The sequence below is a fragment of the Devosia sp. Root105 genome (assembly GCF_001424865.1).
GTDB lineage: Bacteria > Pseudomonadota > Alphaproteobacteria > Rhizobiales > Devosiaceae > Devosia_A.
In genome coordinates this window covers 93,318-115,368 of the sequence record NZ_LMCR01000020.1, presented here as the reverse complement: position 1 = coordinate 115,368, position 22,051 = coordinate 93,318, and the positions used below count along the sequence as shown (strand labels likewise).

Annotated in this window: 23 protein-coding genes and 1 tRNA gene; 11 read left to right on the top strand and 13 right to left on the bottom strand. The window is 66.2% G+C overall.

Annotated features, from left to right (window positions below; all coding sequences use genetic code 11):
- The first annotated feature begins 4 nt into the window (after positions 1 to 4).
- A complete protein-coding gene (locus ASC68_RS26050) occupies positions 5 to 307 on the top strand; it encodes a hypothetical protein (protein ID WP_349236254.1) in 303 nt (100 codons plus the stop codon).
- A gap of 37 nt (positions 308 to 344) precedes the next feature.
- On the opposite strand, the gene ASC68_RS26045 is transcribed toward ASC68_RS26050, so the two are convergent.
- The 4 genes from ASC68_RS26045 to ASC68_RS26030 form a co-directional block, all read right to left on the bottom strand.
- Positions 345 to 428: transfer RNA gene (locus tag ASC68_RS26045), tRNA-Leu, on the bottom strand.
- A 202-nt stretch (positions 429 to 630) separates the two neighbouring features.
- Positions 631 to 2,175, bottom strand: a complete 1,545-nt coding sequence (locus ASC68_RS26040; protein WP_055886617.1) for an extracellular solute-binding protein — start codon at positions 2,173 to 2,175, stop codon at positions 631 to 633.
- 45 nt (positions 2,176 to 2,220) lie between these two features.
- The gene (locus ASC68_RS26035; RefSeq protein ID WP_055886614.1) at positions 2,221 to 3,168 is read right to left on the bottom strand and encodes a carbohydrate ABC transporter permease; all 948 of its coding nucleotides are present in this window, start codon (positions 3,166 to 3,168) and stop codon (positions 2,221 to 2,223) included.
- The gene (locus tag ASC68_RS26030; protein WP_197421418.1) at positions 3,165 to 4,115 is read right to left on the bottom strand and encodes an ABC transporter permease subunit; all 951 of its coding nucleotides are present in this window, start codon (positions 4,113 to 4,115) and stop codon (positions 3,165 to 3,167) included. The genes ASC68_RS26035 and ASC68_RS26030 overlap by 4 nt, the downstream gene beginning before the upstream one ends.
- Positions 4,116 to 4,278: 163 nt before the next feature.
- Between ASC68_RS26030 and ASC68_RS26025 the strand changes: the two genes are divergently transcribed.
- From ASC68_RS26025 to ASC68_RS26015, 3 genes are all read left to right on the top strand, one after another.
- Positions 4,279 to 5,298 carry a LacI family DNA-binding transcriptional regulator gene (locus ASC68_RS26025; protein ID WP_055886606.1) on the top strand — a complete coding sequence of 340 codons (1,020 nt, stop codon included), beginning with the start codon at positions 4,279 to 4,281 and terminating at the stop codon, positions 5,296 to 5,298.
- Positions 5,299 to 5,386: 88 nt separating this feature from the next.
- A complete protein-coding gene (locus ASC68_RS26020; RefSeq protein WP_055886602.1) occupies positions 5,387 to 6,427 on the top strand; it encodes a hydroxyacid dehydrogenase in 1,041 nt (346 codons plus the stop codon).
- Positions 6,424 to 7,257: an alpha/beta hydrolase gene (locus tag ASC68_RS26015; RefSeq protein WP_055886595.1), complete on the top strand. Its 834-nt coding sequence runs from the start codon at positions 6,424 to 6,426 to the stop codon at positions 7,255 to 7,257. Before ASC68_RS26020 ends, ASC68_RS26015 begins: the two co-directional genes overlap by 4 nt.
- On the opposite strand, the gene ASC68_RS26010 is transcribed toward ASC68_RS26015, so the two are convergent.
- The 5 genes from ASC68_RS26010 to ASC68_RS25990 all read right to left on the bottom strand — a co-directional run bounded on the left by ASC68_RS26010 (position 7,230) and on the right by ASC68_RS25990 (position 10,799).
- Positions 7,230 to 7,814, bottom strand: coding sequence for a hypothetical protein (locus ASC68_RS26010; protein ID WP_055886588.1), 585 nt, complete (start codon positions 7,812 to 7,814; stop codon positions 7,230 to 7,232). The genes ASC68_RS26015 and ASC68_RS26010 overlap by 28 nt on opposite strands.
- Positions 7,815 to 7,863: 49 nt before the next feature.
- Positions 7,864 to 8,166, bottom strand: coding sequence for an AzlD domain-containing protein (locus tag ASC68_RS26005; RefSeq protein ID WP_055886584.1), 303 nt, complete (start codon positions 8,164 to 8,166; stop codon positions 7,864 to 7,866).
- A complete protein-coding gene (locus ASC68_RS26000) occupies positions 8,156 to 8,821 on the bottom strand; it encodes an AzlC family ABC transporter permease (protein WP_055886580.1) in 666 nt (221 codons plus the stop codon). The genes ASC68_RS26005 and ASC68_RS26000 overlap by 11 nt, the downstream gene beginning before the upstream one ends.
- Positions 8,822 to 8,968: 147 nt before the next feature.
- The gene (locus ASC68_RS25995; RefSeq protein ID WP_055886576.1) at positions 8,969 to 9,670 is read right to left on the bottom strand and encodes an SDR family oxidoreductase; all 702 of its coding nucleotides are present in this window, start codon (positions 9,668 to 9,670) and stop codon (positions 8,969 to 8,971) included.
- A 55-nt stretch (positions 9,671 to 9,725) separates the two neighbouring features.
- Positions 9,726 to 10,799: a DUF4037 domain-containing protein gene (locus ASC68_RS25990; protein ID WP_055886572.1), complete on the bottom strand. Its 1,074-nt coding sequence runs from the start codon at positions 10,797 to 10,799 to the stop codon at positions 9,726 to 9,728.
- A gap of 229 nt (positions 10,800 to 11,028) precedes the next feature.
- Between ASC68_RS25990 and ASC68_RS25985 the strand changes: the two genes are divergently transcribed.
- Positions 11,029 to 12,381, top strand: coding sequence for an MATE family efflux transporter (locus ASC68_RS25985; RefSeq protein ID WP_055886569.1), 1,353 nt, complete (start codon positions 11,029 to 11,031; stop codon positions 12,379 to 12,381).
- On the opposite strand, the gene ASC68_RS25980 is transcribed toward ASC68_RS25985, so the two are convergent.
- Positions 12,365 to 12,913, bottom strand: coding sequence for a TetR/AcrR family transcriptional regulator (locus ASC68_RS25980; RefSeq protein WP_082528494.1), 549 nt, complete (start codon positions 12,911 to 12,913; stop codon positions 12,365 to 12,367). The two genes, ASC68_RS25985 and ASC68_RS25980, sit on opposite strands and share 17 nt — an antisense overlap.
- A gap of 158 nt (positions 12,914 to 13,071) precedes the next feature.
- On the opposite strand from ASC68_RS25980, the gene ASC68_RS25975 reads away from it, so the two are divergent.
- The 3 genes from ASC68_RS25975 to ASC68_RS25965 all read left to right on the top strand — a co-directional run bounded on the left by ASC68_RS25975 (position 13,072) and on the right by ASC68_RS25965 (position 15,339).
- Positions 13,072 to 13,818: an SDR family oxidoreductase gene (locus ASC68_RS25975; protein ID WP_055886563.1), complete on the top strand. Its 747-nt coding sequence runs from the start codon at positions 13,072 to 13,074 to the stop codon at positions 13,816 to 13,818.
- Between the two features lie 95 nt (positions 13,819 to 13,913).
- Positions 13,914 to 14,339, top strand: a complete 426-nt coding sequence (locus ASC68_RS25970; protein ID WP_055886560.1) for a MerR family transcriptional regulator — start codon at positions 13,914 to 13,916, stop codon at positions 14,337 to 14,339.
- A gap of 7 nt (positions 14,340 to 14,346) precedes the next feature.
- Complete coding sequence (locus ASC68_RS25965; protein ID WP_055886555.1) at positions 14,347 to 15,339, top strand: aldo/keto reductase; 993 nt, start codon at positions 14,347 to 14,349, stop codon at positions 15,337 to 15,339.
- 151 nt (positions 15,340 to 15,490) lie between these two features.
- Here ASC68_RS25965 and aac(3) read toward each other — a convergent pair whose 3' ends face one another.
- Complete coding sequence (gene aac(3) / locus ASC68_RS25960; RefSeq protein ID WP_055886552.1) at positions 15,491 to 16,279, bottom strand: aminoglycoside 3-N-acetyltransferase; 789 nt, start codon at positions 16,277 to 16,279, stop codon at positions 15,491 to 15,493.
- A complete protein-coding gene (locus ASC68_RS25955; RefSeq protein WP_055886548.1) occupies positions 16,276 to 16,692 on the bottom strand; it encodes a helix-turn-helix domain-containing protein in 417 nt (138 codons plus the stop codon). The genes aac(3) and ASC68_RS25955 overlap by 4 nt, the downstream gene beginning before the upstream one ends.
- Positions 16,693 to 16,843: 151 nt before the next feature.
- Between ASC68_RS25955 and ASC68_RS25950 the strand changes: the two genes are divergently transcribed.
- On the top strand, positions 16,844 to 19,300 hold the full coding sequence (locus ASC68_RS25950; RefSeq protein WP_055886544.1) for a glycoside hydrolase family 3 C-terminal domain-containing protein: 2,457 nt from the start codon (positions 16,844 to 16,846) through the stop codon (positions 19,298 to 19,300).
- 171 nt (positions 19,301 to 19,471) lie between these two features.
- Here ASC68_RS25950 and ASC68_RS25945 read toward each other — a convergent pair whose 3' ends face one another.
- Positions 19,472 to 20,044, bottom strand: coding sequence for a DJ-1/PfpI family protein (locus ASC68_RS25945; RefSeq protein ID WP_055886540.1), 573 nt, complete (start codon positions 20,042 to 20,044; stop codon positions 19,472 to 19,474).
- Positions 20,045 to 20,122: 78 nt separating this feature from the next.
- On the opposite strand from ASC68_RS25945, the gene ASC68_RS25940 reads away from it, so the two are divergent.
- Both ASC68_RS25940 and ASC68_RS25935 read left to right on the top strand, forming a co-directional pair.
- Positions 20,123 to 20,815: a YafY family protein gene (locus ASC68_RS25940; protein ID WP_055886537.1), complete on the top strand. Its 693-nt coding sequence runs from the start codon at positions 20,123 to 20,125 to the stop codon at positions 20,813 to 20,815.
- A gap of 113 nt (positions 20,816 to 20,928) precedes the next feature.
- On the top strand, positions 20,929 to 22,005 hold the full coding sequence (locus ASC68_RS25935) for a D-alanyl-D-alanine carboxypeptidase family protein (protein WP_055886533.1): 1,077 nt from the start codon (positions 20,929 to 20,931) through the stop codon (positions 22,003 to 22,005).
- The last annotated feature ends 46 nt before the right edge of the window (positions 22,006 to 22,051 follow it).

Genomic DNA, 22,051 nt, shown 5'->3' with positions numbered 1-22,051 from the left:
GGCTTTGGCGCAGAGTATCGGGGGCGACTATGCCGTCGAAGGCACCAATCTCGACGGCTCGAGTTATGGCGGCACCGCCAAGATCGTGCTCACCAGCGAGACCACATGTGAGATCTATTGGACCACGGGTCCGTCGACGTCGCAGGGCATCTGCATGCGCAATGGCAACGCCTTCTCGGCCGGCTACGTGATGGGCGAGGCGATCGGGCTGGTGATCTACCAGGTGATGGACGACGGCTCGATGGAGGGAATCTGGACCATTGCCGGGCAGCCCGGAACCGGTACCGAGAACCTGAAGCCGCAATAGACGAAGCGGGCAGCGGTCGCCTGCGTCGAAAGATGATTGGTGCCCCCCGCCGGACTCGAACCGGCACGCCTCTCGACAACAGATTTTGAGTCTGCCGCGTCTACCATTCCGCCAGAGGGGCACTCCGAGCGGGACCTGCCTAGCCCAAGCCTCACGCGGCATCAAGCACCTAGAGCGCTTCACTGTGCACAGGAAGCGCTGAAACGCTCCAGGTTGTCGACTTTGCCTGCGGCCGGACGGCCAGAAGCCGGAGGGTGCCAAGGTGGCGCGGCACCCTCCGGCTGGCCGCTCTCCCATAGGGCTGGGAGAGCGGCGACCCGCAGCTACCCCCGAGCCTTGAGGTAAGCGTCCGCCTGCTTTTCCATTTCGGCCTGCAGCATGTTCAGTCCTGCCGCGTCGGCGGCGCTCTTGAGCTTGTCCAACTGGGCATCGACGTCAGCCAGCCCGTGGAACAGCGGGTTGGCGTGCTGGATGATGACGTTGTTCATCTGCGCCGCCTCCTGCTTGACCGCGCTCACATCAGGGATGAACGAAGCGAAGGTGTCGGTGGCGAAGTTGTCGTAGTCCTGGGCCCAGTCGAAGACGGCCTTTTCGGACTCGGTCATGAACGACGAGCGGCGCTCGAGGGCTGAACGCCACAGCAGCGCGTAGCCGGGGAAGGCGTATTGGCTGAGCTGGTTCAGGCTGTCGTCGCCGGCCGCTTCCCAGTCGGTGCCTTCGATGCCGTACTCGATGAGGTCATGGTTCTGCTTCACCGAGAGCCAGTCCTGCAGCGCCAGGGCCCGGTCGACGTCGCCGCCATTGGCGTTCACCACCACCATGTTGTCGGCCTGGAAGGTCTGGACGGGTTTGACCTCACTGAGGGGTTTGCCGAACGGCACCACCTGGGCGAGGCTTGCGGTGGGAACGGCCTTTCGGAGGCCGACCAGCTGATTGCTGGCGAGGCCATCGGTCATCGACCAGATGCTGGCGATGCGGCCGGCCTGGAACTGGCTCTGGATCGTCGCGCTATCCGAGTTGAATGGGTCGGCATTGATGATGCCGTCCTCGTGGTACTTGCGGATCTTCCTCAGCGCCGCGACCACCCCGTCATCTTCCCAGAACGGGATCGGCTTCGACGAGCCTGTAGTGGCCGCATCCTTGGCGAGCAGGAACCGCAGGCCGGAACCGGCGAACAGGTATTGCATGCGAGTGGGATCTTCCCACGACTGCTGGTTGAACATTCCAGTCGGGGTCGGCACGGCCAGTACCCAGGTCGAGTTGGCGCCGATGCCGAACGGCGTCACGCCGTCCTCTTTTTCCTTGATGGTGTAGAAGTACCGCTCGAGCGTATCGAAATCCCGGATCTCGCCGAAGCCGTGCTTTTCGGCAAGATCCTGGCGGATGCTGAAATGCTGGACGCGGCCGGCGCTGTTCACCTGCGGGATGCCCCAGAGCTTGCCGTTCCAGGAATTGGCTTCGATCAGCTTGGGAGCGATCTGCGCCTTGAGATTGGGCCACTTGTCGAGCTCACCGGTCAGGTCAGCGAGCGAACCGCTCTGCTGCAGTTGCGCCATGTTCAGCCACAGCGCCTGCAGGGCGGTATCGAAACTGGCGCCGGCGGTGAACTTCAGCAGCGACTGCTGCCCGTAATTGCTCCAGTTGATGAACTGCGCATCGAGGGTGAAGCCGTGCTCGGCGAGGAGTGCGGCATTGGCCTTGTCCAGCACCGCTTTCCAGTTGCTCGGCGCCTGGGACGGCAGAAGGGTCAGCGAGGTGCCCGACAGGCCCGCTGCGAAGGCCTGCGGCATGCCGCCGGCGAGGGTAGCGCCAAGACCCGCCGCACCACTGAGGGCGAGGAAGTGTCGGCGACTGAAGTTGCGTGTCATATCGGTATTCTCCTCCTGTTGTGAGCGGCTCTATTCGGGGGGCCGCTAGCCCTTGGTAGCGCCCAGGGTGATGCCCTTGACGAAGAAGCGTTGCGCGAACGGGTAGGCGAGCAGGATCGGGCCGACCGTCAGGACCGTCATCGCGAAGCGCAGCTGATAGACCGGCGCCGCGGCCTGCGCGGCCGTTGCGCCAGGCAGCGAAGTGGCGTTGGTCACGTTGGCGATCAGGTTCTGCAGGATCAGCTGCAGCGGGTACTTGTCCGGGTCGGACACGAAGAGCAGCGCCATGAACCACTCGTTCCAGTAGGTGACGGCGTAGAACAGGCCCAGCACTGCGAGGATCGGCTTCGACAGTGGCAGGACGATCTGGAAGAAGATGCGCAACTCGCCGGCGCCATCGATGCGGGCCGCATCAAGGATTTCCTCCGGCAACTGGCGGAAAAAGCTGACGGTGATGAAGACGAGGAACGGCGCCAGGAGGATCGGCAGGATCACCGCGAACCAGCTGTTGGAGAGGCTGAGCACCTGCGTCACCAGCAGGTAGAGCGGCACTAGCCCACCGTGGAACAGCATGGGCACGTAGGCGAAGACGGTGAGCGGGCGGCTGATCCAGGGCAGCCGGCGGGCGATCACCCAGGCGAGCGACGCCGTGCTGGAGACCGACAGGATCGTCCCGACCAGCGTGATGAACAGCGAGGCGACATAGCCGTTAAGCAGGGACTGGCCGCTGAACAGCAGTTCGTAGGCGGTCAGCGAGAAGGGGTTAGGGAGCAGGCTGTAGCCCTGCCGCGCCAGCACCGTTTCATCGGTGAACGAGCCGGCGATGATCATCCACAGGGGGATCAGGCAGAACAGCCCGAACAGGGTCACGACGATATAGCTGGCGACGGTGAACGGCTCGGGACGGCGGCGAGCCCTGCGGCGAGCGGCCGGCTTGTCGGCCTCGCGCGCTTCGTGATCGAGAAGGCTCTCGTTGTAGCCGGTCGTGCTCATAGGATGCTGCTTTCTTTGTGGAAGCGGCGCTGCACGAGGACGGCGGCGGTGACGAAGAAAAACCCGACGACCGACTGGAACAGGCCGATGGCGGCCGTGGTGCCAAAGTCACCAATGGTCCTCAGGGAGCGGAAGACGTAGGTGTCGATGACGTCGGTCGTCGGGAAGAGGATGCCGTTGTCCTGGACGATGGCGTAGATGGTGGCGAAATCGCCGAAGAAGATTCGCCCCACGCCCAGGACCAGCAGGACGCCCAGGGTCGGCAGCAGCAGCGGCGTGGTGATGGAGAGCGCCATGCGCGCCCGGCTCGCGCCGTCGATCGCCGCGGCCTCATAGACCTCCTCAGAAATCGCGGTGATGGCGGCAAGGAAGATGACCGAAGTGTAGCCACCCAGCTGCCAGACCTTGACGATCGTCAGAATCCAGGGCCACGCCCCGGGTTCGGTGTACCAACTGAGCTGCGGCAGATCGATGACGCTGAGCAGGTTGTTGAGTGCCCCGCCGCTGCCGCCCACGCCGGACAGGATCACCTGCAGCATGATGCTGATAACGATAGGCGAGACGAAATACGGAAAGAAGATCGTCGACTGCATGAAGCGGCGGTAGAGGCTGCCGCGGATCTCGTTGAGCATGAGCGCGAGGATCAGCCCGGCAAGCAGCGAGGCGCTGAGGAACAGCGCGTTGAGGAACAGCGTGTTGACGATGATGGTGACGGCGTCGCCGCTGGTGAGGAAGTAGCGGAAATTGGCAAAGCCGTTCCACGGGCTACCGAAGATGCCATCGCGGACGTTGAAATCCTTGAAGGCGACGACGAGGCCGGCCATCGGCCCGTATGCGAACACCGAGAACCAGGCGATTCCGGGCACTGCGAGAAGCAGCAGAACCAGCCCATCCGGCGATGGCGGCCGACGCCTGCGCGTGGCCGGAACAACGGCTTTTCCTTGCACGATGCCCCTCCTCGGCATAGTGTGAAACTAGTTCCTGTAACTAGTTTCTTGCAGGCTAGGTGACGCGTCGACATGAGTCAAGGGAGGCTGTAGATGTCTTGGTATGGATGAGAACGAGAACGCTCCGAGGCCGTCGCGCGGCGGGACGCGCGGGCCAGGACGGATGGTTCCGGTCAACCTGCGCGACGTCGCCGCGCATGCCCGGGTATCCCTCGCGACCGCGTCGCGGGTGTTTGCGGGCAACGCCAATGTGCAGCGGGCAATCAAGGAACGCGTCCTCGCGTCGGCCGACGAGCTCGGCTACGTGGTGAACGGGCTGGCGCGGGCCATGACCGGCCGCGGGCCACGCTCCATCGCCTTTGTCGTGCGCGCGATGATCGGCCCGACCTTTGCCTCACTGGCCGCCGGCGTCGAGAGCGTCGCCGGCAAGAACGGCCACCTGGTGCTGATGTGCGCCACCGAAGGCGATGAGCAGCGCGAGCGCGAGCTGATCGGCGTGCTGCGCGAGCTCAGGGTCAAGGCTGTCCTCCTGGTCGGCTCCACCGAAACCGATGCCGCCTTCGACGAACGCGCCGCCGGCTATGCTCGCGACCTGGCGCAGGTCGGCGCAACGCTGATCCTCTGCGGTCGCCCGCCGATCATCGGCCAGGACGATATCGTCAGCGTCGACTACGACCAGCGCAATGGCATCGGCGCCGGCGTCGACGAGCTCGTCGCCCTGGGGCATCGGCGCATCGCCTATGTCGGTGAGGCGCGCGGCATGACGACGGCCGAGCAGCGGCTTGATGGCTACACGGCTGCCCTCGTCCGCCACGGCATTGCGCCCGATCCCGCGCTGGTGCGGGTCGCCGCCAACAGTGAGGCCGACGGGGCTCGCGCCGTCGATGAACTGCTGCGTTCCGGGGTCGGGGCAACCGCCATCGTGGCCATGACGGACAATATTGCAGTCGGCGCCTATCGGGCGGCCCGGGGGCGGGGCCTGACGCTGCCTGACGATCTCTCGATCATCGGCTTCGACGACGTGCCGGTGGTGGCCGACCTCACGCCCGGGCTGACCACGGTGCATCCGCCCTTTTTCGAGGTCGGCGTGCGTGCCGCCGAGATTGCGCTCGGTGTCGCCCCGGCGGCCGATGTGTTGCTGCAAACCCGCTTCATGCGCCGCGGATCGGCCGCCCCCATCTGATCGGGCTTGCCTTTCGGTTGGTGTGCAACTAGTCGTTGTGTACTTGATGTGTAACTAGTTACACAGCTTGACGTGGTCCGAGGCAATGATGACGCTCACCTATGACGAAGCGACCGCACGCATCGATGAGCGAGCGCAGGCATCCGTCGGCTTCATCGCCGTCATGAACCCGCCCGAGCTTGCCGCCCGGTTGTTCGGTCCCGGCTTCGAAGTGCTCCGCCGCGCCGGAGCGACGCCGCTGCATCAGCGTCCTTTTCCATCGCTCGACGCACCCGGGGCGCTTGACGCCCTGGGCCAGGCGGAGGTGCTGATCACCGGTTGGGGCGCCCCACCGCTCACCGACCAGCATCTCGATGCGGCTCCGCGACTGCGCTATGTCCTCCATGCCGGGGGCCAGGCCGCGCCGCTGCTCCCGCAAAGCGCGGCCGAGCGGGGCATCGAGGCCGCCAATGCCGGCTGGATCAATGCCATTCCGGTGGCCGAATTCACCGTCGCGATGATCGTCCTCGCCAACAAGGACACGTTCCGCGCCCGTCGCCTCTACTGGCGGCGTCGCGACCATATCGACCGGGAACTGGAGTTTCCTGCTGCCGGCAATGTCGGCAAGACCATCGGCATCGTCGGCGCGTCGCGCATCGGCCGGATGGTCATCGAGCGGCTCGGCGGGCTCAGCGTCTCGGTCCAGCTCTATGATCCCTTCATCAGCCCGGCCGACGCCGCCCGGCTGGGGGCACGCCTGGTGCCGCTCGACGAAGTGATGGCAAGCAGCGACATCGTCAGCCTCCACCCTCCGCTCAACGACGCGACGGCCGGCATGATCACCGCCCGCCACCTTAGCCTGATGCGCGACGGCGCAACGCTGATCAACACCTCCCGCGGCGCCATTGTTGATCAGGATGCATTGATCATCGAGCTCAGGGCCGGCCGGATCGAAGCCATTCTCGACGTGACGCATCCGGAAGTGCTGGCTGAGGACAGCGAGCTCCACACGTTGCCCAACGTCTTTCTCACGCCCCATATCTCCGGATCGATGGGGACAGAGATTGGCCGCATGGGCGAGCATATCGCCAGCGAACTCACCCGCATCGTCGAGGGCCGGCCGCTCGCTTTCCCCGAGCCGCTGCGATGAGCGTGCTGCATAGGCTGGAGTTCAATCCGGCCGCTCCCTGTCGCGGCACAATCGTCGCCATCCCCGGGCTTGCCGAATCGGCTGCGACGCTCGCCATCACTGCACAACACTGGGCCGGCAACGGCTTCCGTGTGCTGGCCATCGATCCGCGTGGGCACGGTCAATCGTCGCGCTGGACCGCGGATCTGCTGAAGCGCCACCCCGGTGATGTCATCGTCGAGGACATCCTCGCCGACCTCAACGAATGGCTCTCCGGCGCCGACCAGCCGCCGGTGCTGTTCGGGCATTCCGCCGGGGGAAGTGCGGCGGCTGCCGTGGCTGCCCGCCTGGGTTCGCGGGTCAGCGCGGTTGTGCTGGAGGATCCATTCTGGAGGCTGCCGGTCACCCCGTTTCAGGATCGTGACGTCGCGGTAAACGCTGCCGCAACACTCCGGCGCTGGCAGGCCGTCAGCGACGCGGAGCGGCAGGCGGAGATCGCCGAGCTGTTCCCGCGCTGGCCGCAGGATGAGCTTGCTGCGTGGTCAAAGGCGAAGGCCGACATGGATGTCGCGCTGGTGGCGCAGGGCGATGTCATCCCAACCCGCGCCTGGCCGACCCTGCTCGGCGAGCTTGCCGGCACGGGCGTGCCCGTCAAGATCATCACCGGGACCATCCGCATCGGCATCACCGCCAGTCACCGGGCGATCATCCGCTCGCTGGGCGCCGAGGTTGCTGTGGTCCCCGGCGCAACGCACTTCATCCGCCGCGATGACCGCCAACTGTTTCACGCGCTGGTCGATAGCTTTCTCGATGCAGCGCTCCCTCAGACGATCGGCGGCACGAAAGGGTAGTCGGTGTCGCGGCGCGGCGGCGGCAGGTCTTCGTCGGGGATCTGCCGTGCGGCGGTTTCGATCTCTTCGCCGTGCGGCACTGCTTCGATGCCCTCGGCGTGCCTGAGGATCGCGGCGGCCGGGCCGGCATGGGCTTCGTCGACGCGGGCGCTGACGATAGCGCCACCGCGCTCGAGCCGTTCGGCGAGCACCTTGGCCTCGGTTTCGGGAACGCCGGCGCTGGTGAAGGCGCCGATCAGGCCACCGGTTGCCGCACCGACACCAGCCCCGGCGAAGGCGCCGATGGCGGTGGCGAACAACCAGCCGGCAGCGACCACCGGACCAAGGCCCGGGATGGAAATGATGCCGAGACCAGCCAGCAGGCCGCCGGCGGCGCCCAGACCGGCGCCCAGCTCGGCGCCGGCGGTGGCGCCTTCGCCGACCTCGTCGGGTTCGAAGTCGGGCGGGGTGTTGGCGACAAAGCTGATGTCGGTATGGGCGATGCCGGCCTCGTGCAGGGCATGTACGGCGGCGGCGGCATGCTCGTAGCTGTCGAACTGTCCGATGATGGTCTGCATATGACCCTCCTTGCTATCGTTACAACGAGCAAGGAGCCGGCGGTGTTCCCTAGGCGCCCAGCGCCAGGCGAGCGAGGTAGACCGCCAGCACGCCGCTCAGCATGGCGGCAAACAGGTTCCGGCTGACGAGATAGACCAGCGCGGTGACGGCGGCGGCGATGCCTTCGGCGGCGCCGCCGGCGAGAATCGCGGGCGCAACCAGCGCGGCCAGCACTGCGCCCGGGACGTGCTTCATCCAGCTGGCAACGAAGCCGGTGGTGGGCAGCCGGTTGGCGAGCAGCAGGCCGCCCGCGCGGATGGCAAAGGTCACCGCGGCCATGCCGAGGATGGCAATCAGCGCCTCAAGCGACATGGCGGCGCCCCCTGATGGTCTCGGCAAGGGCGCCGGCAAAGCTGCCGACCAGGCCGCCGACGATGATGTACCAGTTGCCCTCGATCAGCTTGGAGGTGAGGATGGCGGCGAGCGCGCCGACGATCCACGGCACCAGGTCGCCGCGGCCCCGCCACATGCCGAGCAGCAAGGCGAGGAAGGTGGCGGTGAAGGCGAAATCGAGCCCATATTTGGTGGGATCGTCGATGAACGCCCCGAGCACCCGGCCGCAGAGGGTCGAGCCCATCCAGGCGAACCAGCTGAGGACGCCGGTGCCGATGAGGAAGGCGACACTGCCGGTGCCCTTCCGGACCTCGGCCATGGTCATCGCCCATTGCTCGTCGGAGACGAAGAACATGGCGCCCAGCTGTTTGGGCAGCGACAGATGGCCGACCAGCGGCCGCAGCGTCGCCGACATCAGCAGCATGCGGAGGTTGACGATGCCGGCGGCGATGACGATCGACAGCACCGGCAGGTTTCCCGGGGTCCACATATCGAGCGCCACGAACTGGCTGGCGCCGGCAAACACCAGCCCGCTCATCAGCGCCACTTCGAGGACGTTCAACCCGGCCTGGCCGGCGAGCACGCCCCACACCACGCCATAGGCGGCAATGGAGACGGCGACGGGCAGGAACATACGGACGCCGAGCCAGAACTGCGCGGGTCCGCCATGGGGGGCGGGGGCATGCATGGGCGGGGACGCTACATCAGGTTGGTGCGGTGGCGCGATGACATCTGGTGATCGACCCCATTCATCGCAATGATCGAGGCCGTCGATTGCAGGTCAGATGGCACGGGTCATGCCGCCATCGACAAGCAGGCTCTGGCCGGTGACGTAGGAGGCGTCGTCGGAGAGGAGGAAGGCCACGACCTTCGCCAGCTCCTGGAGTTCGCCGTAGCGACCGACCGGAATCTTCTGGCGGCGGGCTTCGACGGTGTCGTAATTGTCGAGAAAGCCCGGCAGCACAGCGTTCATACGGATGCCGTCGGCGCCGTAGCGATCGGCATAGAGCTTGGTCCAGGCCTGCAATGCCGGGCGCAGCGCCGACGACATCGGCATCGCGAGATCCGGCGACTTGCCGGCAAAGCTCGAAATGTTCACTGCCGCGCCCTTGCCGGCGGCGAGGAAATGCGGCGTCACCAGCCGCATCAGGCGGACCGGGTTCAAGACGATCATATCGAAACCGTGTTGCCAGTCGTCATCGGCCATGGCGCCGATATCGCCACTGGGGACATGGCCGGCATTGTTGACCACGGCATCGATGCGGCCATGCGTCGTGATAGTGGTTTCGACGAGGCGCTGCAGGTCGGCGGGCTCGGTGAGCGAGCCGCGCACCGCGGTGGCGGAGAGCTCGGCGGCAACGGCCTCGACCTGTTCCGAGCGGGCGAACAGCACCAGCTGGTAATCGCGAGCGGCGAGCTCGCGGGCGATGGCGGCGCCGATGCCCTGGCCGGCTCCGGTGACGATGGCGATGGGTCTGGTCATGGGCATCAGACTACACGAGGTGGCGGGCCTGGGGGATGAGAGTTGCTGATTGCAGCTATTCGCCCGGCTGATCGGGAACCAGCGCCGCGACGAGGCGCCGAGCTTGCTCCGGCGCGGTCAGGATCGGCACCATGCCGGTCAACTGGTCGATGCCGCCGACCGGGAGCTGCCGAAGCATCGGGTCGGCAATGGCGCCGCGGAGGCCGGCAGCGATCGCGTCGGCATTGATCACCTGGAACGGGCGGGTGAAGTAGGAGGCGATGCGCGGCGGCACCGCGCCGGGGATGCCATGCTCAAGTTGCAACTGTGCCAGATGCTCGGCGGCGCGGGCAATGGCGGCTTCGCGCTGCTGCCAGTCGGCTGCCTCCAGCGCCTCGGCCAGCAGCGGCAGCAGCACCGTCGCACTGTCGAGCCGGGCAAAGGCGGTACCGAACCATTTGGGGTAGGGCGCATAGCGGCGCTCGACCAGGAAGGCGATGCGCATCAGGTGCTCGACGAGGCGTGAGCCGATGACCCGGGAGCCCAATGCATCGCCAAGCTCCCCGGTACGGCCAACGAAAGCGCGTTCCTCGCCGATCGCGTCCCATTCGGTCGCGAGGCGCAGCAGCCGGACGTCGCGCGGAAAGTAGTCGAGCCGCTGCCGCAGGTCGGCGAGCTGTCCGCCATCGTCGCGGAACACCGCGCCGGCGATGAGGGTGAGCAGGCGCTGTTCGGGAAAGCTCAGCCAGTCGGCATTGGACCATGGGCCGAGAGCAGCGCCGACCTGACGGCGCAGCAGCGCCTCGAGCGTCATCAGCTCGGCGCCGTGATCCGAGGTGTGCCAGCCATCGGCGCGAACGTGACGGCCAAGGCTCTCATACCGGATGGTCCAATCCTCGAAGCGTTCGGGCAATTGCGCATCCAGCGCCGCCATCAGCACGTCGGCGTGGGCGAAGTCCGCGGCATCGAGGATGATCTGCACGGTCGGACCGTAATTGTGGTCGGCCGACATCTCGGTGTCGAAGCCCAGCACCTCGGAGCCATCACCGAGCCGAGCAGCGGCATAGCTGAGCTGCGGCAGGGCCCGGGCGATGATCGGCGCGACCAGTGATTCGTAGAAGCGGCGCGACAGCTGGAGGCCGGTGGTCATTGCTTTTGCCTTTGTCCGACATGGCCGGTCAGGAGCGCCCGGACGTTGACCGGCGCGCGGGGCGGGGCTAGAGAACCGGCGTGCGTTCATACCCCATCGTGCTCCGACCCGCCTGCATCTTCAGCTGAGATGTGAAGTGGCCCGCCTCGCGACCCGGTCGACTCGACCGGCCGCTGGTCATTTGGGGCCCAACGCCGTCGCATAATTTACGGGTTTCGGAGTTCACTCGATGAACAATCTCTCAAGGCCGCTCTGGCAGCGTTTCCTCGTCTTTCTCGTGCCGCTGATGCTCAGCAACATCCTGCAGTCGCTGTCGGGCACCATCAACAATATCTATATCGGGCAGATGATCGGGGTGGAGGCGCTGGCCGCCGTCTCGGTGTTCTTCCCGATCATGATCTTCCTCATCTCGTTCGTGATCGGCCTCGCTTCGGGCGCGGCGATCCTGATCGGCCAGGCGTGGGGCGCCAAGAACCTCCTGAAGATCAAGCAGGTCACCGGTACGACGCTGACCGTCGGCTTCCTCATGGGCCTCGTCGTTGCGGTGTTCGGCGGCTTTTTTGCGCAGAACCTGATGGAACTGCTCGGGGCGCCCGCCGACATCGTCGCCGAAGCGACGGCCTATGGCCGGATCGTCTTGATCGGCATGCCCGGGTTCTTCCTGTTCCTGATCATCACCTCGACGCTGCGCGGCGTCGGCGACACGGTAACGCCGCTGCTGACGCTGATCTTCTCGATCGGGGTGGGGCTCGTCGTCACGCCGGCGCTGATCCAGGGCTGGTTCGGCCTGCCGCAGATCGGCGTGCTCGCCGCGGCGGTGGCGTTCATCGCCGGCTTCGTCGTGGTGCTGATCTTTCTGTTCTTCTACCTCAACTACAAGAAGAGCCCGATGGCGCCCGACGCCGAGTTGATCCGGCATCTGAAGGTGGATTTCCAGCTGCTCGGGCTGATCCTCAAGCTCGGTATCCCGGCCGGCGTCGCCATGGTGGTGTCGTCGATCTCGGCCATCGTCATCGTCGGCATTATCAATCGCTTCGGCTCGGACGCCACGGCGGCCTATGGCGCAGTCAACCAGGTGCTGAGCTATGTGCAGTTCCCGGCCATGTCGATCGGCATCGCCGCTTCGATCTTTGCCGCCCAGGCGATCGGGGCGCGGCGCTTCGACGAGGTGGAGAAGGTGACCCGCACGGCGCTGTTGATGAACCTCATCGTCACCGGGGCGCTGGTGACGATCGCCTACCTCTTCTCGCAGCACCTGGTGCGGCTGTTCATCACCGACGAAGCGGTGGTGCAGGTCGCCGAGCGGCTGCTGCACATCGTGTTGTGGAGCTGCCTGGTGTTCGGCTGGGGCTCGGTGTTCTCGGCGGTGATGCGCGCTTCGGGCGATGTATGGATCCCGATGGCGCTGTCGCTGGCAGCGATCATCCTGGTCGAAGTGCCGGCGGCGCTGACGCTCAGCCACTTCTTCGGGCTCGAGGGCGTATGGTGGGGCTACTGCATGAGCTTCACGGCGCTGCTCACCTTCCAGGCCACCTATTATCTCGGCTGGTGGCGGAAGAAGGAAATCACGGCGCTGGTCTAGGGACGGATAGCACGTCCCAGGCGGCCATCGCGCCGTCGATGACACGCTCAAGGGCGGCGCCGCCGGCGCCGTCTCTCGCCTGCAGGGCCAGCCCGTTCAGCACCGTGGTGTAGAACTGCGCCATGGCGTCAGCATCGGCGCCTTGGGGTACATCGCCGTCGATCATCCCCTTCCGGATCCGCGCCGCGAACGAGCCGGTCGAGGCGTTGCGCAGCATTGCCAGATGCGCCCGGACCTCGGCGTTCTGCGGTGGGCCGACGGCGGCGGCGAGCACGATCATGCATCCCGATGGGATATTTGGATCGACATAGGTCTCGGCATTGGATCGCAGCAGCGACTCAATCGCTCCGCGCGCCGTGGGCACGTCCCCCAGGGTTGGCCCGTAGGTGCGCACGTAAAGGTCGAGCGCCTCGTAGAACAGCTGCTCCTTGGAGCCGAAGGCGGCATAGAGGCTCGGCTTGCCGACGCCCAGCGCCTCGGTCAGGTCGTTGACCGAGGTGCCCTCATAGCCGCGCTCCCAGAACAGGCGCATTGCCTGGTCCAGTGCCTGGTCTCGATCGAACTCGCGGGGACGGCCTGCCAAAATCGGGTTTCCGGATGATTGTCTACCGATCAGTATAAAATTCTTGACGCTGCATCGCAACCGTCATAGCCAATTGTGTACCGATCGGTAGAAAATGGAGATCCGATATGACTGACCTCGAACTTTCCGGCCGCGTGGCCCTTGTCACCGGCGGCAGCCGCGGCATCGGCGCAGCCACCGTGCTGGCGCTCGCAGAGGCCGGCGCCGACGTTGCCTTCACCTTCGAGCGCAACGGCGAGAAGGCCGGCGAGATCGAACGAGAGGTCACCACCCTCGGCCGGCGCGCCATCGCCATGCAGGTGGATTCGGCCGACCCCGAGGCGGTGATGGCCGCCGTCGACCGCACCGCCCGAGAACTGGGGCGCATCGATATCCTCGTCAACAATGCCGGCGTCGGCACCGGTGGGCCGTTCGGCGAGGTCACGGTGGAGAACTTCGACCGGCTGTTCTCGATCCACGCCCGGGCGCCGTTTTTCGCCACGCAGGCGGCGGTGAAACACATGAGCGAGGGTGGGCGGATCATCTCGATCGGCACCAATATGGCGACCCGCGTGGCCGGGCCGGGGCTCAGCCTCTATGTGACGAGCAAATCGGCGCTGGGCGGCATGACCCGGGCACTGGCGCGCGAGCTGGGGCCGCTGGGGATCACCATCAACACCGTCGATCCGGGCTCGACCGATACCGACATGAACCCGGCGGACGGGCCGATGGCGCCGTCGCAGATGGGGCTCAATGCGCTCGGCCGCTTCGGCGCCGCCGAGGATATCGCGGCGGCGGTAGTGCATCTTGCCGGCCCCGGCGGGCGGAGCATCACCGGCACCTCGATCCTCGTCGACAGCGGCTTCAACGCCTAGAACGCCATCGCGCTGGCCTACTGGAAAATCACCGCTTGACTTAGAGTGCACTCGAACTCCTAGCCTCGTCTCTCGTCGTGGCAAGGAAGGCAGAGATGAAGATCGGTCAACTGGTCGAGCGTTCGGGACTCACCGCCCATACGATCCGCTATTACGAGCGGATCGGGCTGTTGCCCTATGCCGACCGGGACCAGTCGGGCCAGCGCGATTACGATGCGTCGATCCTCACCTGGATCGAATTTCTCGGCCGCCTCAAGGCGACCGGAATGCCGATCCGGGAAATGCTGCATTACGCAGCTTTGCGTGACCAGGGTCCCGCAACCGAGGCGGCGCGTCGCGAACTGCTGGAGCGGCACCGCGAGAAGGTGCGGGCCCAGCTGGCCGAACTCTCTGAATGCCTCCTTGTCCTCGACGCCAAGATCGCCGGCTATGCCGGCATATCGAAGAGGATGAAGGAATATGACGCACTCCCAGAACGCCGCAAGCGACCGGCAACCGTCAGGCGGGCAGCCGCCCGCTGATAGCCGCTTGGCGACGCGAACCCTCGGGCCGCTGACTGTTTCGACTGTCGGGCTGGGCTGCATGGCGATGAGCCATGCCTATGGCGGCCAGGACGAAGCCGATGCCGTCCGCACGCTGCATCGCGCCGTGGAACTGGGCGTCACGCTGTTCGACACCGCCGAGGTCTACGGGCCGTTCACCAACGAAATCCTGGTCGGCAAGGCGCTGCAACCATTTGGCGACAAGGTGGTGATCGCCACCAAGTTCGGGTTCAAGATCGACCCCAGCAAGTCGGACATCGGCGCCATGGCCGGTGTCGATGGGCGGCCCGAGCATGCCCGCGAAGTGGCCGAGGCGTCGCTCAAGCGCCTGGGCGTCGAAGCTATCGACCTGTTCTACCTGCACCGCGTCGACCCTCAGGTGCCGATCGAGGACACGGTGGGCGCCATGGCCGAGCTGGTGCGGCAGGGCAAGGTCCGGGCGCTTGGGCTGTCCGAAACCAGCGCCGATACCCTGCGCCGGGCGCATGCCGTGCATCCGATCGCGGCGCTGCAAAGCGAATACTCGCTGTGGACGCGCGATCCCGAGGGCGACATCCTCGACACCTGCCGTGAGCTTGGGATCGGCTTCGTGCCATTCAGTCCGCTGGGCCGCGGCTTCCTGACCGGCACGATCCAGAAGCCGGAAGATCTCGGCGCCACCGATTTCCGGCGCAGCCTGCCGCGCTTCAGCGAGGCGAACATGGCGGCCAATGCCCGCCTGGTGCAACTGCTCGAAGCGATGGCGGCAGAGAAGGGCGTGACGGCGGCGCAGCTGGCGCTCGCCTGGGTGATCCACCAGGGCGATTTCATCGTGCCGATTCCCGGAGCACGGCGGATCGCGCATCTCGAGCAGAACGTCGCCGCGGCGGGCATCACGCTCTCGGCGGAGGAGCTGAAGACGCTCGGCGAACTGCTAGCGGCCGAGAAGTTCTCGGGCAAGCGCTATGGCGACAGCGGCGCCTGGGTGGCCAAGCGCTAGTCGAGCCCAACCACAGATGCCATCCCCGCGTAGGCGGGGACCCAGAGCGATGCTTCAACAACAGCGGGTGTAGAGCATCCCACTGGGTTCCCGCCTTCGCGGGAATGACGCCGGTGGGAAGGTGAAGATCTTGGCGTTGTAGGTCCAGGCCCTACCGCGTCTTACCCCAGCGTTCGAGCCAATCGACGCCGAAAGTTACCATCTCGGCGGCGGGGACGAGCACTGAGTTCGCCTCGCCGACCTTGCCCCGCTTGCCGCGGCCGGTGGCGAGGAATTGTTCGACGATGGTGGCGAAATAGCCCTCGGGCAACCCGTCCGGCGGATCGCCGGTGTCGAACTCCTCGAACCAGCGCCAGACCGCTTCGCCGTCGACGAGGATCGGGGCCTCGTAGCGCAGGATGCGCTTGTTGGGGAAATTGGCGAGGTGCTCGGCATGGTGCAGCAGCGTCATGGTGTCGAGCGGGGCGCCCAGCATCAGCACCTTGCCCTCGGCTTCGACCAGTTTGCCGAGCGGCGATTGCGGGCCATAGCCATAGTCGAGCGCATGGTCGGCGGTGAACCACTCGGCCTCGCCGCCGAGCGCCGCCATCGAGGCGCCAGGGCTGCCGCTGCGCAGCGCGCCGGGCGTGGTGCGGAGCGCCTCGGGCCAATAGCCATTGTCGCGGATGGAGCGGGAGCGCTCGGGATCGAAGGCGGCGATATGCCGGCGCATCGCCGGGTCGTCGCGCAGCTCGTCCTCGAGCTGCCAGTCGCAATAGCCGAGGATGGTGCCGGCCGGACCGATCACGTCGCGCAGCGCGTCGATGATATCGTCGGGGCCGTTCACCAGCTTGCCGACCTGGCGTAGCGCGGCATGCACCAGCACGGCATCGCCATCGGCGAGGCCGATGGCGCTCAGGTTGTCAGCGAGGCTGGAGCGGGTTGCAACCCCAACCGTCACCTGGCGGCGCCGGCGTAGCGCCGCTCCGGCGGGTGCTGGTCAGTGGCGTCGTCGTGCAACCCGTCATACTCGAGCCGGGCGCTCTGCACTTCGCCCTGATGCTCCTCGGCCCAGGCCCAGAGCGAGCTGATCGGCCCCTGCAGGCTCTGGCCGAGCGGGGTCAGCTGGTACTCAACCCGCGGCGGGATCTCGGGATAGACCGTGCGGGTGACGAGGCCGTCGCGCTCGAGGTTACGCAGCGTCAAAGTCAGCATGCGCTGCGAGATGCCGCCGATGGTGTGGCGCAGCTCGTTGAAGCGCATGGTCTTCTTGCCGAGATAGCCGACGATCATGACGCTCCACTTGTCGCCGATGCGATTGAGGATGTCGGCCATGGCGTTGCAGGTCTCGCTTCGGCCGGGAATGGGTTTCATCTGGTGCCTCCAAACGGGCAAAAGGTACTTTAGTCACAAATATAGACACGGTTACTCCTTGTGACTAGGGGTGCGCTATGCATGCGGGGCGTTGCCATGCCGGCAGACTCCGCGCTAAGGGCGTAGAACGTTCAACACGATGGAGATAACGATGGGGCGGATCGAAGAACTGGTCGACCGGATGACGCTCGAGGAGCAGGTGAGCCTGTTATCGGGTGAGGATTTCTGGTCGCTGCCGGCGATCGATCGGCTCGGCATCGGCAAGCTTCGCGTCACCGACGGGCCGAACGGGGCGCGGGGCGGCGGCTCGCTGATCGGCGGGGTGAAGTCGGCGGCGTTCCCGGTAGGGATCGCGCTCGGCGCCAGCTGGAACGTCCGGCTGCTCACCGAGATCGGCACGGCTTTGGCCGAGGAGGTGAAATCGAAGGGGGCGCATGTGAGCCTCGCCCCGACGGTGAACCTTCATCGCTCGGTCAGTAACGGGCGCAATTTCGAGTGCTACTCGGAAGATCCGATCCTCACCGCCAGCCTGGCCGTCGGCTATATCGAAGGGCTGCAGGGGCAGGGCGTTTCGGCGACGATCAAGCACTTTGCCGGCAACGAATCCGAGATCGAGCGCACCAGCATCAGCTCCGAGATCGACGAGCGGACGCTGCGCGAACTCTATCTCGTGCCGTTCGAATGGGCGGTGAAGCGCGCCGGCACCTGGGGCATCATGAGCTCCTACAACAAGCTCAACGGCACCTTCACCAGCGAGAACCCCTGGCTGCTCGACCAGGTGCTGCGCCGGGAATGGCACTATGACGGCGTGGTGATGTCGGATTGGTTCGGCTCGCACTCCACCGCGCCGACGGTCAATGCCGGGCTCGACCTCGAAATGCCGGGGCCGCCGCGCGACCGTGGCGAGAAGCTGGTGGCGGCGGTGGAAGCCGGCGAAGTCAGCCGCGAGACGCTGCGGGCCCGCGTCCTCGACGTGCTCCGGTTGATGGAGCGGACCGGCGCGCTCGATGATCACAGCGAGTGGGCGGAGCAGGCCGACGACCGCGCCGAGCACCGGGCGCTGATCCGTCGCGCCGGCGCCGAAGGCGCAGTGCTGCTGAAGAACGCCGGCGATCTGCTGCCGCTCAGCGGGTTGGGCAAGCTTGCGGTAATCGGGCCCAACGCCAAAGTGGCGCAGATCATGGGCGGCGGCAGCGCGCAGCTCAATCCGCACTATCGCGTCTCGCCGTGGGACGGCCTGGTTGCTGCATTGGGCGAGGCGCGTCTCAGCTATGCGGCGGGATCGACCAACCACCGGTTCGAACCGCTGCTGCGCGGTGGGTTCACGGCCGAGTATTTCGCCAACGAGACACTTGCCGACGCGCCGGTGTTCACCGAGACGCTGGAGGAAGCGCAGGCCTTCTGGATCGGCCGGGTTGGCGGCGGCAAGGTCGATCCGCTGCATTTCTCGGCCCGGCTCACCGGGCGGTTCACGCCTGAGGCAAGCGGCGAGCACCGGGTCGGCATCTACAGCGCCGGCTTTTCGCGGGTGCTGGTCGACGGCAAGCTGGTCGCCGATGCTTGGACGAACTGGAGCAAAGGCCGCACCTTCTTCGAGGAAGGCTGCGACGAGGTGGTGGGTACCATCAATCTGGAAGCCGGGCGCAGCTACGAGGTGGTGATCGAGTTCGCCACCAAGCCGTTCGCGACGCTGGGGCTTGCGGCCTTCGCCGCCGGCATCGGCTTGCCGCTCGGCGACGCAGCGATCGCCGAGGCGGTCGAGGCGGCGCGCGACGCCGAAGTGGCGCTGGTGTTCGTCGGGCGCAACGGCGAGTGGGACACCGAGGGCAGCGACCTCGACTCGATCACCTTGCCCGGCCGGCAGGACGAGCTGATCGCCGCCGTGGCGGTGGTGAACCCGCGCACCGTGGTGGTGCTGCAGTCCGGCGGGCCGGTGGAGATGCCGTGGCTCGGCGAGGTCGCGGCAGTGCTCGAGGCCTGGTATCCGGGGCAGGAGGCCGGCAACGCCATTGCCGACGTGCTGACCGGCGCAGCCGAGCCGGGTGGCCGGCTGCCGCAGAGCTTTCCGGTCAAGTGGGCGGACAATCCGACCAATTCGCAGGATCGCGAAATCTATCCCGGCCTCGACGGCAAGGTGCGTTACGAGGAAGGCGTGTTCATCGGCTATCGCCACTACGATCGCCACGGCATCGCGCCGCTGTTCCCGTTTGGCTTCGGGCTTGGCTACAGCAGCTTTGCGGTGTCGGAACTCGAACTGGATGCCTCTGGGTTCGAAGCGGATGGCCGGGTGAGCGTTTCGGTGACGGTCGAGAACACCGGTCGCCGGGCCGGCTCCGAGGTGGTGCAGGTTTATGTGTCGGCCCCGGATGCGACGGTGTCACGGCCGGCCAAGGAGCTGAAGGCATTCGAGAAAGTGCATCTGGGCCCCGGCGAGCGGCAGCGGCTGACGCTGCAACTCGATGACCGGGCCTTCGCCTACTATCGCACCGAGGCGCAGCACTGGCTGGTGGAGCCGGGGCGGTATGTGATCCGGGTGGCGCGGCATGCGGCGGATGTGGGGCTGTCGGCAGAGGTGGTGCGGCGGGATCGGTTGCTGCTGCCGGTGTGAACGACGGCGAGGCCGGTGCGCTTGGCCACCCCCACCCAGCTTCGCTACGGCTCCGCCTAGCTGCGCTACCCTCCCCACAAGGGGGAGGGAGAGCAGAAGCCGCAATCTCAGTATGCGTCTCCCTCCCCCTTGTGGGGAGGGATCAAGGGTGGGGGTGCCCCACGCTCAGACTCAAGCCGCCTTGCTGAACTGCGCCGCGTGCATGCCGACGTAAAAATCGAGGTTCTCGTCGGCCAGCCCGAGGCCATCCATTACCGCGGCCATGAAGCTCACCGGCGAGGTACCACCGGCGGTGACGACGCGGCCGTCGGTCACGGCCGCGGGCGTGTCGCGATAGAGCGACTTCCCCTGATAGCCGGTGAAATCGAGATAGCCGTCGCCATTGCTGGTGTGGCGAATGCCGTCGAGCAGTCCGGCTTTGGCGCCGGCCACCGTGCCGTCGCAGATCAGCCCGATGAGCTTGCCCTGCTGTTTGGCCGCGGTCAGCAGCGGCGCCAGGTCGGGGGCCTCGGGCGACTGCCAGATGGTGCCGCCACAGACGATGATCGCGTCATAGTCGGCCACGTCGATCGCCTCGAGCGCCAGTTCGGGAGTGACCGTCATGTTGCCCGACGAGGTCACCGGCTTGCCGCCGGGGGTCGCGTACTTGGTTTCCACCTTGTAGAAGCTGTGCGCCACGGCGTTGAGCAGGGCGGTCTCCCAGTCGGCGAAGCCTTCGGTCAGGATGGTGAGGATGGTGGTCATTTCGTCTCTCCTTGGTTTTCGATGCGAGAAGGCTAACCGCGCCCGGCACCCGATTTTGTCAGCAGCGATGCACAGCTAATGGCCAAGCGCTCGGAACGGCTGCTCAACCTGATGCAGGCGCTGCGGCGGCGGCGCCGCCCGGTGACGGGGGCGGTGCTGGCCCAGGAGATGGGCGTGTCGCTGCGCTCGGTCTATCGTGACATCGAGACGCTGAAATCGATGGGGGCGGCGATCGACGGCGAGGCCGGGGTCGGTTTCCAGCTGCGCGCCGAGCACTTCCTGCCGCCGCTGATGTTCACCGACGAGGAGATCGAGGCGCTGGTGCTGGGCCTGCGCGGGTTGATCTACGGCCCCGATGGCGAGATGGCGGCGACGGCGCGCGATGCTTCGAGCAAGATCGAGGCGGTGCTGCCGAGGGCCAAGCGCGACGAGATGCTGTCGGTGGGGTTGTTCGTCATTCCGCCACGCACGGTCGACGAAGCCAACCCGCTGGGGCGGCTGCGGCGGGCGTTGCGCGAGGAAAAGCAGGTCTGGCTCGGCTATCGCGACAAGGGCGGCGCCACCAGCGAGCGCACCGTCTATCCGGTGGCACTGGGCTATTTCGAGGGCTATCAGACACTGGTGGCCTGGTGCACGCTCCGGCACGACTTCCGTAACTTCCGGGTCGACAGCATCAGCGCGCTGGAGGTGCTGGAGGCGTCAATGCCGGAGCCGCGCCGTACGCTGTTCCACCGCTGGTCGAGTGCCCTGAATCTGCCCGACTTAACGTAGAAGGAACCGCCGTGCTTCAAAATCATTTGAGCGGGCCCCGGCGGCGGTTGAGCGACACGGGCCGGATTGCTAGAACGCTGCCAATTCCGAGACGGTCTGCATCTGGAGGCGCCTTGCTCGCGCATCTTCGCCGGCGCATCGCCGCCAGCCTGTTGGTCATCCTCGCCACCCTCGGCATGACGCCCGCCTGGGCCAATCCGTTGCTGCTGGTCGATGCGAACACCTTTGAGGTCCTCTATGCCGAGGACGCGGGCGTGCCGTGGCATCCGGCGTCGCTCACCAAGCTGATGACCGCTTATGTGGCGTTCGCCGCCATCAAGGCCGGCACCGTCAACCTCGATACCAAGGTGAAAGTGTCGAAGAACGCCTGGAACCAGGCGCCGAGCAAATCCGGCCTCAAGGTGGGCGCTTCGGTCACCATGAAGGATGCGCTTTATATCCTCGTGGTGAAGTCGGCCAACGACATGGCGGTGGCGATTGCCGAGACGGTTTCGGGCTCGGTGCCGGCCTTCGTCGAGGAGATGAACGGCATGGCCACAGCGATGGGGCTCAGCGCCACGCATTTCGTCAACCCGCACGGGCTGCATAACGAAGGCCAGGTGACCTCGGCGCGCGATCTCGCCATCCTGGCGCTGATCCTCAGGCGCGATTTCCCAGAGTACCTGCCGATGTTCGGCACCGAAGCGGTGAAGCTGGGCAAGGCCAAGCTCGAATCCAATAACGGGTTGCTCGAACATTTCGCCGGCACCACCGGCATGAAGACCGGCTATGTCTGCGCCTCGGGCCTCAATATCGTCGCGACGGTGGAGCGCGGCGGCCGCTCGATGCTGGCGGTGGTGCTGGGTGGCTCCTCGGCGCGCGAGCGCAATGAGATGACGGCCGAGCTGTTCCTGCGCGGCCTTTCCGGGGCGATCAGCGGCACCGGGCAGAACGTCGTGCAGCTGAGCAATATCGACGAGCCGCCGGTGAATATGCGCTCGCAGATCTGCGGCAAGGAAGCCAAGGCCTATGTCAAAGAGCGCGAAGCGGCGTTCCCGATGGGGCTCAAGGGCCATCCGAGCTACCTGACCGACGAGATCGACGGCGTGACCTATGCCGCCACGGATCTGGGCATCGTCGTCGACGACGTGCCACTGCCGCGCCCACGCCCGACCTGGGCTCCAGCGGCGGTTGCCTCGGTCGATGACTGATAGAGACAGCCCCCTCCCATCCTCCCCCATGAAGGGGGAGGTGCCG